Here is an 11,979-nt window from a genome sequence, read left to right as displayed (position 1 = left end):
CAGCATTGGCGTCCATGCGGGGCGCGATGTTGATCTGTGGGACGACCTCGGACGCGGGCAAGAGCGTCCTGGTCGCCGGGCTGTGCCGCTTTCTGGCACGCCAGGGCGTTGACGTCGTGCCTTTCAAGGCGCAGAACATGTCGAACAACTCGTTCGTCACACTCGACGGCGGTGAGATCGGGCGGGCCCAGGCCGTGCAGGCGCGGGCGGCGTTCAAGGAGCCCAGCGTCCGGTTCAACCCCGTGCTGCTCAAGCCGGGCAGCGACCGCACCTCGCAGGTCGTCGTGCTCGGCCAGGCCGTCGGCGAGGTCTCCGCGCTCGGCTACCGCGAACGCAAGCAGCACCTGCTCGACACCGTGCTGTCCACTTTGGACGGGCTGCGGCGCGACCACGAGGTCGTCATCTGCGAGGGTGCGGGCTCGCCGGCCGAGATCAACCTGCGCCCCAACGACATCGCGAACATGGGCCTCGCCGTCAGGGCTCAATTGCCGGTGCTGGTCGTCGGTGACATCGACCGCGGTGGCGTGTTCGCGCACCTCTTCGGCACGGTGGCGGTGCTGGACGCGGCCGACCAGGAGTTGGTCGCCGGGTTCGTCATCAACAAGTTCCGCGGCGATGCCCGGCTGCTCGAGCCGGGCCTGCACCAGCTCCGTTCGCTCACCGGACGTCCGGTGCTCGGCGTGCTGCCGTGGCGGGAAGAGCTCTGGCTCGACGCCGAGGATTCGTTGTCCTACAACGCGGATGGCGTGATCGGCAGGCCGCGGCCGCCGTTGAAGGACTGGTTGCGGGTCGCGGTGATCCGGTTGCCGCGCATCTCCAACGCCACTGACGTGGAGGCGCTGGCCTGCGAGCCCGGCGTCTCCGTCCGGTTCGTGACCGAACCGTCCCGGCTGGCGGACGCGGACCTGGTGGTGCTGCCCGGTTCCAAGGCAACCGTCTCCGACCTCGCCTGGCTGCGCGAAACCGGTCTGGCTGCGGCGATCGGGCGGTTCGACGGCCCGGTTCTCGGGATCTGCGGCGGCTTCCAGATGCTCTCGAAGCGCATCGAGGACGACGTGGAGTCCCACGATGGCGTCGTCCCCGGCCTGGGGCTGCTCGACGTCGACATCCGCTTCCAGCCGCAGAAAACCCTTGCCACGCCTGAAGGTACCGCGTGGGATGAGCCCGTCACCGGCTACGAGATCCACCACGGCCAGGTCGTCCGCAGCACCGAACGGCCGTTGATCGGTTCCGAAGGCGCCGAGACCGACCGAGTGCTCGGCACCCACTGGCACGGCCTGCTTGAGAACGACGCGTTCCGCCGCAAGTTCCTGCGATGGGCGGCTGAGCGTTCCGGCCGCGACTTCGAACCGGGCGAGGTGAGCTTCCAGGCCGCCCGCGAGGCCCAGCTGGACCTGCTGGGCGACCTGGTCGCCGATCACCTGGAAACCAAGGCCGTCATCGACCTGCTGGAACGAGGAGCTCCGCCGGGACTTCCGTTCGTGCCGCCCGGCGCCCCACCAGCAGCGGGATAGCCAGCCCGGCCAGCACCAGCCCACCGGCCGCCGCCCGCAGCACGGTCAGGTCCTCGCCGAGGAACGCCCACGCCGAGAACATCCCGAAGATCGGCACCAGCAACGAGAACGGCGCCACGACCGACGACTCGTACTTGCGCAGCAGGAACCCCCAGATCCCGAACCCGAGCAGCGTCGAGATCCACGCGACGTACCCAACTGCCCCGACGCCCGCCCAGTCGAGACGGCCGAGCGCACTCACGTCCTCGGTCAGGAAAGCCAGTCCGAACAACGGCAGCACGGCCACCGCACTCACCCACACCATGAACCGCAACGTGTCCGCCGGCCGCGCGTACCGCATGAGCACGTTCGACACGCCCCAGCACGCCGCAGCCGCGACCACCAGCAGGAACCCCATCAACGGCGAGCTCAGCCCGTAGTCCCACGCGATCAGCCCGATGCCGGCGATGGCGAGCGCGATCCCGGTGATCTGCACCGGCCTCGGCCGTTCTCGCAGGACGACCGCGGCGAACACCGCCGTGAAGATCACCTGGCTCTGCAGCACCAGGCTCGACAGCCCGGCCGGCATGCCCGCGTTGAGCCCGATGAACAGGAAGCTGAACTTCGCGACGCCCAGCACGAGGCCGACCGCGATGACCCACCGCCACGGCACGCTCGGCCGTCCCACGAAGAAGATCGCGGGCACTGCGGCGGCGAGGAACCGGAGCGCGGAGAACAGGATCGGCGGGAACTCGTCGAGGCCTACCTTGAGCACGACGAAGTTGAAGCCCCAGATGGCGGCGACCAGCACGGCTAGCAGGACGTGACGGGGGTTCATGGCTCTAAGCTTGCGCGCGCCGACTATTTAGCACCAGTTCTTATTTCTAAGGTTATGGGTTTAGCATTGCTACATGCTCGACCTGGGAAGACTGAAGGCACTGCACGCCGTGGCCACGCACGGCACGGTCGGCGCTGCCGCCGAGGTGCTCGGCTACACGCCGTCGGCGGTCTCGCAGCAGATCGCCAAGCTGGAACGCGAGACCCGCACCACGCTGCTGGAACGCCAGGGTCGCGGGGTCCGCCTGACCGACGCCGCCCGGCTGCTGGCGGACACCGCGGGCCAGGTGCTGAAGCTCGTCGAAGAGGCCGAGGTGGCGTTGGAGGAGCAACGCGGCGCCGCGATCGGCCGCCTCTGCATCGGCTCGTTCGCCACGGCCGCCCGCGGTCTGCTGCCGGACGTCCTGGTCGCGCTGATCGACCGGCACCCCGCGCTCGACGTGCGGCTGACGGAGATCGATCCGCCCCAGGCCACCGAGGCCGTGGCGCGAGGCGAGCTCGACATGGCGATCGTGCACGACTGGGCGAACACGCCACTCCCGGTGCCGGAGTCGCTGTCGCGCGTCTTCATCGGCGACGACGTCGCCGAGGTGCTCATCCCGGTGATGAACCCTCTGTCCCGCAAGGAGTTCCTCGAACCCGCCGACCTCGGCGGCGAACGGTGGATCTGCCAGACGGAGGGGTCGATCTGCCACGACTGGCTGGAGCGGACGTTCCACGGCGCGGGCATCGAACCCGTGGTGGCGTACCGGATCAGCGAGTACCGGACGCAGATCGCGTTGCTGGCCAAGGGGATCGGGGTCGCGCTGATCCCGCGGCTGGGCAGGGGAGAGGTGCCGGGCAACGTGCGGGCCGTGCCGTTGCGGCCCACGCCGACCCGGCGGTTGTACGCGGTGTGGCGGACGCAGGCGTCGCGGCGGCCGGCGATCACGGCGGCGCTCGACGTGATCAAACAGGTCGCGCAGTGATCAGATCTCGTCGCCCTCGTCGTAGGTGCCGGCGGCGCGGTCGCGGGCGCGCCGTGCGGTGACCTCGGCGTGTGCCGCCTGCGTGATGATGAGCAGCTCGATCTCGACCGGCTCGCCCTGGTGATCGGCCGCCGCGCCGACGTCCCCCAGCAGCTTGTCGACGACCTGTTCGGCGTACAGACGGGCGATCTGGCGCTTGCGTTCCAGTGAGACCTTCAGGTTGACCAGGTCGAGTTCCGCTCTGCTGTTGCTCTTGGGCTTGCCCGTGCGGATGCGTTCGACGATCGAGCCGTACGTACGGCTGATCTTCGTGCGGACGAACACGTTGGGGTGCTGCGCCACCTCGGTGAGGTGCTCGACGTCCAGCCCGAACTGCTTGCGTCCGCCGTGGAGGTCCTGGATCGTCGAGGCCGCCGCGCGCAGGTACCGGTAGATCGAGGCCTCTTCCTGGGAAGCTCGCGCTCGTTCGATGTAGGTCTTGGCTCTGATGACGGCAGCGCTCCTCTGGGCCGGTGACGTGCCAGGGGCCTCGTTCGCCCACTTCTTCACGTGCTTGTTGTTGTGTTTGACGGCATGCATGTTCAAGCGAGCCGGCAGGGCCCGCGTCTGGCCCAGTTCCTTGCCTGCCTGCGGGGTCCGCCAGTTGGCGAAGTTGTTCAGGTAGTCGTTCATGGTCTCTTCGGCCACGCTCTCGAACAGGCCGGCGGCGGCTTCCGCGTCCTCCTCGTGCTCGGCGGGGATGTCGTAGCTGTCCGTTTTCGCGGTCTGGACGTGCACGTGTTCGGACTTCGCGTCCTTGCGCTCCACCACGAGGCTGAGCGGTACCTGGTACCGGCTGCGGATCTTGGCGAGCCGATCTTCCGCGTCGGTGTGGGACTTGCTGCTGCGCAAGGCCTTCGCCGCGTCTTCGATCGCCGCCTGCTTCGGGTCGGCCGGTTTGCCGGTGACTTTCGCCTTGACGGCGTCCGCCTTGCCCCTGACCCAATTCTTGCCCGCGTCGACCTTCCCCTTCACCCACGCCTTGCCCGCCGCCACCTTCGCCTTCACCTTGCCGCTTATCCCCTTGACCCCACGGATGATCGGCCCAGCCAGCGTCAGCCCCTTCTTGATGACGAAGTCCAGCGCCTTGTTCACCGGCTTCTGCAACGACTCGATGATCGACCGGATCTTCGCCCCGATCCCACCCAGCCCGATCGCGCTCGCGAGGAACCCGATGATGATCGGCACCATCTGACCGAGCACGTCGTTGATCTTGCTGACCACGCCGCTCACGTTGCCGCGCACGATGTCTGCCACCGAGTCGATGACGGTGTTGACGAACTTCATGATGCGGCCGGCGTTGTTGACGAAGAACATCACCACGTCGTAGATCAGCTTGCAGGCCTTGATGAACGCGGCGGCCGGGTTCAGCAGGCCGATGAGCCAGGTGATGCCGGCGGTGATGATCTTCGTGATCACGAAGTCCTTCACCTGCTCGAGGATCATCTCCTTGATGTCGCCGAGCTTCTCCAGCAGCATCTGCCACAGGCCCGCGACGCCCTGGGTGGTCAGGACCTGGAAGATCTCGACGCCCTTCTCGGCGGCGCTCATGGCCTTCTCGCCGATCTGGCGCACGAGCCTGCCCCGGATGTTGGTCCAGGTCAGGCCGAAGATCGACGCCAGCAGCTTGACGATGCCGCGCGCGTCGAACTTCTCCGGCAGCTCGACGCCCGCTTCGGCCAGCGCGCCGAAGAGCCAGCTCATCAGGCCCTTGCGCAGGTGATCGACGATGTTGTCCTTGAACTTGAGGATGCCGCCCTTCACACCGGCGATCAGGTTGCCGAGGAACTCCACCGGCTTCTTGATGATGTCGCCGACGACACCGGCGGCGCGGGACAGCACGTCGCGCAGCATTCCGGCCAGTTCGCGGATGGTGTTGATGACGCCCTTCACGGCGTCGATCGCGGCGTCGACGAAGCCCTTGTTCTCCGCCTGCAACGTTTCGATGCGCTCGTCCAGGCCTTGGCGGGCCTCGACGTACTTGCTGGCCAACGTATCCACGACCGCGTCTTGCTTGGCGGTGACGTCGCTTTCCAGCTGCTCGAATCTGGAGTTGATCTCTTCTGTCGCCTCGGCGCCGACCTTCTGCAGGTCCGGCGAGAGAGTGCGGACGTAGGCCGCGATCTCGGCCTTGCCGGAGGCGATTCGGGTCTTGGCAAGGGAAAGGTCGTTGCCCACGATGTCGGCGACGCGGGAGATCACGCCGTCCATCTGCTTCAGGTAGAGCTCGCGGCCGGCGGTGTAGAAGTCGTTCACCTTGTCCGGCATGCCGAGCAGCTTGTCCTTGGCCCAGCGGTATCCGCCCAGCCAGCCGCTGTAGCGGTCCTGCTTGTAGGCGTCGACCTTGGCGGCCACGAAGGACTCGAACGCCTGCCGCGCCGTTGCCTCGCCCTGGGCGAACGCCGCCTCTACCTTCGGGTCGATGCCGTCGAGGATCTTCTTCACCTCGGCCTCAGTGGCCGTGAAGATGCCCTGGACCCGTGTTGTCACCTCGGCGCGTTTGGCCTCGTCCTTGGTCTTTGTTTTTCCTTTGTCCCCCACCAGTTTTGCCAGCGCGGAGCCCTTGGCGCCCTGCATCGACGCTACGCCGGAGGCCGTCACGGCGCCCGCGTCGGCCTTTGCCTGGCCGAGCATCTGCTGTTCCTGCTGGCGGAACTGGCCCGGTGCGGTGTCGGCGTGCGCGGCTGCGGTCTGCTTCGCGTCCAATGCTTGCTGGAACTGCGGTTCGTTCGAGTTGCGCAGCTGCTCGTCGGTGACGTCGCCCTGTTCCTGCGCGACCTGCTGCTTGCCCGCGCTCAGGTCGGTTTGTGATGCAGGCGCGGGTTTCGGCACGGCGCCTGCGGCCGGGATCGACGCGGCGGCACCGGGGTTCTCCTGTGCCATCGGGGTGACCGGCTTCGGCACGGCCTTCGACTGGTCCGGCGGTGCGTCGGTGGCCGCCTCGATGTCCTTGGCCTGGCCCTCCTTGCCTTGGGAGACCATGCCTTTCACCTCGGCGCCGACGCCGTCGGCCTTGCCCCGCGGTGATGTCGCGTCCTGCAACGTCTTGGGCGACTTCGCCTCGATCGCGGTCTTCACGGCCGCGATGAACGCCTTCTTGTCGAACGAACCCGCCTGCTGCGCGTCCATCGAGTCGACCTTCGAGGCCTTTGCCTGCCCGGCCAGGTCGTCGGCCGGTGCCAGCGCGGCGTCCTGCGCCTCCTTGGCCTTCGCGCCCGCCGGTGGGTGCGCCTTCTTGGCCGCCGCGAAGCCCTTGACCTTCTCGGTCACCTGCATGAACGCCGGATCCGCCGCGGCCACAGCAGGAACCGCAGCGGCTGCCGCGGGTTTCGCCGGCGCAGAGCTGGTTTTCGCAGCCGGCTTCGCGCCTGCCTTGGCGAGCTTGGACTTCGCGGGCACCGGCTTCGCGGGTGGCGTCGGTTTCTTGGGGGCCACGGCGTTCGGGCCGAAACCGGTCGTCGTCACGGCGAGGGCGGACGCGGGCGGTTTCGGGCCCTCCAGCGTCACGGGCACGCCGGTCGCCTGGGCCGCCTTGAGGCCCTTCTCGACGGTGTCGATCTCGGGCTCGTCGCGGCGGACCTCCTTCAGCGCCGCCTCGATGTGGCCGAGCGCGGCCCCGTCCGGCTGCTTCTGCTTGGCCGCCATCAAGGCGCCCACCGCAGTGTTGCCCGCGTCGCGTTGCAGCGCGAGCAGTGCCTGCGGGCCGACAGCGGGGCCCGCCCTGCGTTTGCCGTCCGCGAGCGCGCTCGTGACTTCGGACTGAGCGTCGGACGTCCGGCGTGCGGCGACCATGCGACGAGCCTGGCTGACCCCGCGGACACCAGGAATGGCCGCCAGACACACCCGAGGGCAGGAAAATCCGCCCTAAGGGGCAGCGACCACGTGCTCCTTCTTGGGTGCCAGCACCTTCAGCACGGCCTTGGCCTCCCGGACCACGCCCTTCATGTCCTTCACGGTGGTCTTGAAGTACGGCTCGATCGTCAGCGTCGCCGTGTCCCTGGTCTCCGCCACCGACCAGGTGCCGCGCAGGAACCCGTCCACGAGGAACGTCGGCGGGAACACGCCGTTGCGCACCGCGCCCCACCGCGACCGTGCGTCCTCGCTCATGATCCGGGTCCGGTCCGCGTGCCCCAGCAACACGTTGTCGAACGCCGGCAACAACCGTGCGGGCGCCGGCACGTCCTCGGACACGATCACGCCGTCCGGCACGTCCAGCAGCTCCTTGCCGTCCTCGTTCTTGTACCGCACCAGATCGAGGTCGGCCGCGTGCGCCTTCAGCCCGATCAACCTCGACCACGCCTGCATGTCCGCCAACGTCGCCGGGCCGAACGCGCGCAGGTACCGCTTGATCAGCTCCGGCACCGCGGCCTCGGCCGGCAGCTCGCGGCCGAGCCAGCGGGCCATCGCGACGTTCTGCGGCACCCCGCCCACGCCCCAGATCCCGCGCGGCGGCACCTGGATCATCGGCACCAGCATCTGCGCCTGCGTCGAGAGATCGCGCGCCTTCGCCTCGGGGAACTGCTCCTCCAGGTAGGCGCCGATCTCCGCCACCGTGCGCGGCTCGGTGTCGATGTACTCGCGGGTGATCCTGGCCAGCTTGTCCAGGTCGATCTCGACCCGGTGCGCGGGCGCCATCACGATCCGCGCCCACTTGTTGAGCTCCGGCTGCAACGCCGTGCGCATCAGGTAGACGTCGTCGGCCGAGATCAGGTGCAGCGTGCCGCGCCACAGCGTCATCCTGACCAGCGAGCGGTCGGTGATGAGCTTGCTCAGCGCGTCGACCTTGTACGGCTTCAGCCGGGTCCAGAGCGCGAGGTACGGCGGGATCGGCGCCTGGGCCTGGAGGCCGCCGAGGTGCTCGACGGCCTCCACGATCGGCATGGACGTCCGCTCCAGGAGCATCTGCCGCGCCAGGAGTGTCCGGTTGAGAGTGCGGTTCGAGAGCGTGGTGGTCACAGTGATTCGAAGAACTTCCTGATGTCTTGGACCAAGAGGTCCGGTTCCTCCAACGCGGCGAAGTGGCCGCCGCGGTCGAACTCCGTCCAGTGCACGATCGTCGGGATCATCTTCTCCGCCAGCGACCGCACCGGCCGGCTGATGTCGTGCGGGAAGATCGCGACGCCCGTCGGCACCGTCGAAGGCTGCTGCTGGCCCCACGACGCGGACTGTTCCTTGTACAGCGCCGCGGACGAGCCCGCCGTGCCGGTGAACCAGTACACGGACACGTTCGTCAGGATGTGGTCGCGCGGCACCGCGTCCTCGGGCACGCCCTCGTTGTCCGTCCAGTCGTGGAACTTCTCCGCGATCCACGCCAGCTGCCCGACCGCCGAGTCCGTCAGCGCGTAGCCGAGCGTGCGGGGCCGGCTGCGTTGCAGGTGCATGTAGCCGGAGAGCTCTTTCTGGTAGTGGTCGAGCGACTCCAGCGCCTGCATCTCCTCAGGCGGCAGGTCGTTGACCCCGGACGGCCGGAACGTCTGCAGCATGTTCACGTGCACGCCGACGACCTGCTCGGGGAAGACCCGGCCGATCTCCTGCGCGATGCCGGAGCCCCAGTCGCCGCCCTGCGTGCCGTAGCGGTCGTAACCCAGGCCCTCCATCAGCTTCGCGAACGCCCACGAGATGCGGAGCACGTTCCACCCGGTCTTCTTCACGGGCCCGGAGAAGCCGAAACCCGGGATCGACGGGATGACCAGGTGGAAGTCCTCGGACAGCGGTTCGATCACGTCCAGGAACTCGACGAACGAGCCGGGCCAGCCGTGGATCAGCAGCAGCGGCAACGCGTCCGGGTTCTTGGAACGGATGTGCAGGAAGTGGATGCGCTGCCCGCTGATCTCCGTCGTGAACTGCGGGTAGGAGTTGATCCGCTCTTCCTGCGCGCGCCAGTCGAACCCGTCCGCCCAGTACTCGGCGAGCGGGCGCAGGTAGCTCAGCGGGATGCCGTACGACCAGCCCACACCGGGCAGGTCCTCCTCCGGCCAGCGCGTGTTCGCCAGGCGGGAACGGAGGTCGTCGACCTCGGCCTGCGGGATCTCGATGCGGAACGGCGTGATCTCCATGGCCCCCACGCTATGAGCTAATGCGGACACATCCGGTCCGCTTCTCTAGCAGAACTTCTCGATCAGCTCCTCGAAGAACCCGCCCGCCTCGATCGCCGCCTTCTCCTGGTCGCCGTCGCGGACCGCGTGCAGCAGCCCGGAGTGCGACACCTGGTCGCGTCCAGGCTGGCTGGTGTCGACAGATGCCGCCACCGAAGCCTTCACGGCCTCGGTCAAGCCCTGGTAGAGCTCCGCTAGAAGCGTGTTGTGCGAGCACTGCACGAGCAGCACGTGGAACGCGGTGTCGTGCTCGACCACCTGGGCCCACTCCTGGGCCTCCATCGCCGTGTCGCGCTTGTGCAGCAACTCGGTGAGGCGCGTGAGCTCGGCCTCGGTGCGGTGCTTGGCTGCCAGGCGCGCGCCCTCCATCTCCAGGGTGCGCCGGACCTGCAGCACCTCCTTCAGTTCCGTCCCGCACATGCGGCGGACCGCGCCGGAGATCTCGCTGGTCGCGCGAACGAACGTGCCGTCGCCCTGCCGCACCTCCAGCAGTCCGGCGTGGGAGAGAGCGCGCACGGCCTCTCGGACCGTGTTCCTGCCCACCCCGAGCGCGGTGACCAGCTCGGGTTCGGGCGGGATGCGCTGCCCGACGGGCCATTCACCGCTGGTGATCGCAGCACGCATCTGGTCGATCACCTGGTCGACGAGGCCCGCCCGTCGGGTAGTGGCCAACGGCACAGCGTCATCCTTTCATCCGAACATCCTACGTCTGCGATAGTGGAGCGCGTGACGATTCAGCAGACGACTCTTGCCGCACAGACTGCCACCGATCCAGGTCGCAGGGTGACGGTCGTCAAGAATCGTCACGTTCCACTGGTCGGGTCCACGCTGCTCGCGATCGGGGTCGCCCTCGCGGCGGCGAATCTCCGCCCTGCGGTGACCAGTCTGGCCTCGGTGCTCGTCGATGTCCGCGCCGCCCTTGGGGTTTCGGCCGCTTGGACCAGTGCGCTGACCGCCGTTCCGGCGCTCTGCTTCGGCTTTGCGGCGTTCGCGGCGCCGTGGCTCGGCCGCCGTCTCGGCATGGCCCGTGCGATCGGACTTTCACTCGGGGTGCTCACGCTCGGCCTGGTGCTGCGCGTGATCGACGGTCCGTGGGTCGTGCTGGGCGGCACTTTCATCGCGTGTGCGGGCATCGCGGTGTCCAACGTCCTGATTCCGGTGGTGGTGAAGGCTTCCTTCCCCGACCGGGTCGGCCTGATCACCGGTGTCTACACGGGAGCGCTCTCCGCGGGCGCCGCGCTGGCCGCCGCTTTCACGCCCCGGCTGGAGGAGTTCCTCGGCTCGTGGCGGCTCGCCGTCGGTGCGTGGGCGCTGCTGTCGCTGGGCGCGGTCATCGTCTGGCTCGCCGGTGCACGGCACGGCGCGGTGGCCTCGGTCGTCCGGTCGGCCGCCCCTGCCAGGAAGCGCTCGTTGCTGCGCAGCCCGCTGGCGTGGGTGATCACCGTGTTCTTCGGCCTGCAGTCGCTGTTCGCCTACACCGTCATGGGGTGGCTGCCCGCGATGCTCGTCGACGCCGGTGTCGACAGGAACACCGCCGGCATGCTGCTCGCGGTGTCGATGCTGCTCAGCGTCCCGGTCAGCCTGTTCGTGCCGCCGATCGCGGCGCGGTTCTCCAGTCAGGCCCCGATGGTGCTGGCGCTCGGCGTGCTGTCGTTCGCGGGCATCCTGGGCATGCTGGTGGCGCCCGCCTCCGCCCCCGGCCTGTGGGTGGTGCTGATCGGGTTCGGCATGGGCATGTTCCCGCTGGCGCTGCTGATCATGTCGCTGCGCACCAAGTCCACTTCGGACACCGCGCGGCTGTCGGCCATGGCGCAGAGCATCGGCTACCTGATCGCGGCGACGGGGCCGTTCGCGTTCGGTGTGCTCCGCGACGTCACCGGCTCGTGGTCCGCGTCGCTGGCGCTGCAGCTGGTGCTGCTCGCCGCGCTGACCGGTCTTGGCCTGATCGCCGGGCGTCCCCGCTACGTCTAGTGGTCAGGAATCGAGAAGCACGACGTTCGCGCTGGTCCTAGCGTTGTCGGCATGGACATCAACATTCACGCCACGTTCCTCCCGCACACGGACCCCGACGCCTCGCTGGCCTTCTACCGCGACCTGCTCGGCTGGGAGGTCCGCGCCGACGTCGGCAAGGGCACGATGCGCTGGATCACCGTCGCTCCTGCCGGTTCCGGCTCGTCCGTCGTGCTCGAACCGCCGGCCATGGCCGATGGTCTGACGGACGCGCAGCGGACCGCCATCGCCGAGATGATCGAAGGTGGCTCGTACGGGTACATCCAGCTGTCCACGCCCGACCTCGAAGCCTCGTTCGACAAGCTGCAGGCGGGTGGCGCCGACGTCGTGCAGGAGCCGACCGATCAGCCGTGGGGCGCGCGCGACTGCGTTCTCCGCGACCCGGCCGGCAACAACGTCCGCATCATCCAGGCCTAGAACGTCCGCATCATCCAGGCCTAGTTGTACCTGGCTGTCACGTTGGTGACTGGGTGCGGCTGATGGGTGGGTGACCATCGAGGGCGGTGTGACCGCGTTCAGTGTTGTAGTAGTCGAGCC

General features: G+C 68.3%; 9 protein-coding genes. 4 read left to right on the top strand and 5 right to left on the bottom strand.

All coding sequences use genetic code 11. The annotated features are described in order from the left end of the window. The first annotated feature begins 14 nt into the window (after positions 1 to 14). Positions 15 to 1,514, top strand: a complete 1,500-nt coding sequence (locus ACIA8G_RS13450; protein WP_396419649.1) for a cobyric acid synthase — start codon at positions 15 to 17, stop codon at positions 1,512 to 1,514. On the opposite strand, the gene ACIA8G_RS13445 is transcribed toward ACIA8G_RS13450, so the two are convergent. Beyond that, positions 1,438 to 2,331 (bottom strand): EamA family transporter, encoded by an 894-nt coding sequence (locus tag ACIA8G_RS13445; protein WP_396418718.1) that lies wholly within the window; start codon positions 2,329 to 2,331, stop codon positions 1,438 to 1,440. The two genes, ACIA8G_RS13450 and ACIA8G_RS13445, sit on opposite strands and share 77 nt — an antisense overlap. A 73-nt stretch (positions 2,332 to 2,404) precedes the next feature. Here ACIA8G_RS13445 and ACIA8G_RS13440 point away from each other — a divergent pair, with 73 nt between their 5' ends. Further along, positions 2,405 to 3,298 (top strand): LysR family transcriptional regulator, encoded by an 894-nt coding sequence (locus ACIA8G_RS13440; protein ID WP_396418717.1) that lies wholly within the window; start codon positions 2,405 to 2,407, stop codon positions 3,296 to 3,298. Here ACIA8G_RS13440 and ACIA8G_RS13435 read toward each other — a convergent pair whose 3' ends face one another. The 4 genes from ACIA8G_RS13435 to ACIA8G_RS13420 all read right to left on the bottom strand — a co-directional run bounded on the left by ACIA8G_RS13435 (position 3,299) and on the right by ACIA8G_RS13420 (position 10,110). After that, positions 3,299 to 7,129 carry a hypothetical protein gene (locus ACIA8G_RS13435; protein ID WP_396418716.1) on the bottom strand — a complete coding sequence of 1,277 codons (3,831 nt, stop codon included), beginning with the start codon at positions 7,127 to 7,129 and terminating at the stop codon, positions 3,299 to 3,301. Positions 7,130 to 7,201: 72 nt separating this feature from the next. Continuing rightward, positions 7,202 to 8,293: a winged helix DNA-binding domain-containing protein gene (locus ACIA8G_RS13430; RefSeq protein ID WP_396418715.1), complete on the bottom strand. Its 1,092-nt coding sequence runs from the start codon at positions 8,291 to 8,293 to the stop codon at positions 7,202 to 7,204. Further along, positions 8,290 to 9,393: an epoxide hydrolase family protein gene (locus ACIA8G_RS13425; RefSeq protein ID WP_396418714.1), complete on the bottom strand. Its 1,104-nt coding sequence runs from the start codon at positions 9,391 to 9,393 to the stop codon at positions 8,290 to 8,292. The genes ACIA8G_RS13430 and ACIA8G_RS13425 overlap by 4 nt, the downstream gene beginning before the upstream one ends. 45 nt (positions 9,394 to 9,438) lie before the next feature. After that, complete coding sequence (locus ACIA8G_RS13420; protein ID WP_396418713.1) at positions 9,439 to 10,110, bottom strand: FadR/GntR family transcriptional regulator; 672 nt, start codon at positions 10,108 to 10,110, stop codon at positions 9,439 to 9,441. A 105-nt stretch (positions 10,111 to 10,215) separates the two neighbouring features. On the opposite strand from ACIA8G_RS13420, the gene ACIA8G_RS13415 reads away from it, so the two are divergent. Together ACIA8G_RS13415 and ACIA8G_RS13410 are read left to right on the top strand one after the other, a co-directional pair. After that, on the top strand, positions 10,216 to 11,403 hold the full coding sequence (locus ACIA8G_RS13415; RefSeq protein ID WP_396418712.1) for an MFS transporter: 1,188 nt from the start codon (positions 10,216 to 10,218) through the stop codon (positions 11,401 to 11,403). 51 nt (positions 11,404 to 11,454) lie between these two features. Continuing rightward, entirely contained in the window at positions 11,455 to 11,859 is a 405-nt protein-coding gene (locus tag ACIA8G_RS13410; RefSeq protein ID WP_396418711.1) for a VOC family protein, read from the top strand. The last annotated feature ends 120 nt before the right edge of the window (positions 11,860 to 11,979 follow it).

It is taken from the genome of Lentzea sp. NPDC051213, assembly GCF_044455585.1.
Lineage (GTDB): Bacteria > Actinomycetota > Actinomycetes > Mycobacteriales > Pseudonocardiaceae > Lentzea.
This window is presented reverse-complemented; position numbering and strand designations above follow the sequence as displayed.

Bases quoted from the DNA above. Each gene is read 5' to 3' on its own strand.
- ACIA8G_RS13450 (WP_396419649.1), top strand. From the start codon at position 15: ATGCGGGGCGCGATGTTGATCTGTGGGACGACCTCGGACGCGGGCAAG.
- ACIA8G_RS13445 (WP_396418718.1), bottom strand. From the start codon at position 2,331: ATGAACCCCCGTCACGTCCTGCTAGCCGTGCTGGTCGCCGCCATCTGG.
- ACIA8G_RS13440 (WP_396418717.1), top strand. From the start codon at position 2,405: ATGCTCGACCTGGGAAGACTGAAGGCACTGCACGCCGTGGCCACGCAC.
- ACIA8G_RS13435 (WP_396418716.1), bottom strand. From the start codon at position 7,129: ATGGTCGCCGCACGCCGGACGTCCGACGCTCAGTCCGAAGTCACGAGC.
- ACIA8G_RS13425 (WP_396418714.1), bottom strand. From the start codon at position 9,393: ATGGAGATCACGCCGTTCCGCATCGAGATCCCGCAGGCCGAGGTCGAC.
- ACIA8G_RS13410 (WP_396418711.1), top strand. From the start codon at position 11,455: ATGGACATCAACATTCACGCCACGTTCCTCCCGCACACGGACCCCGAC.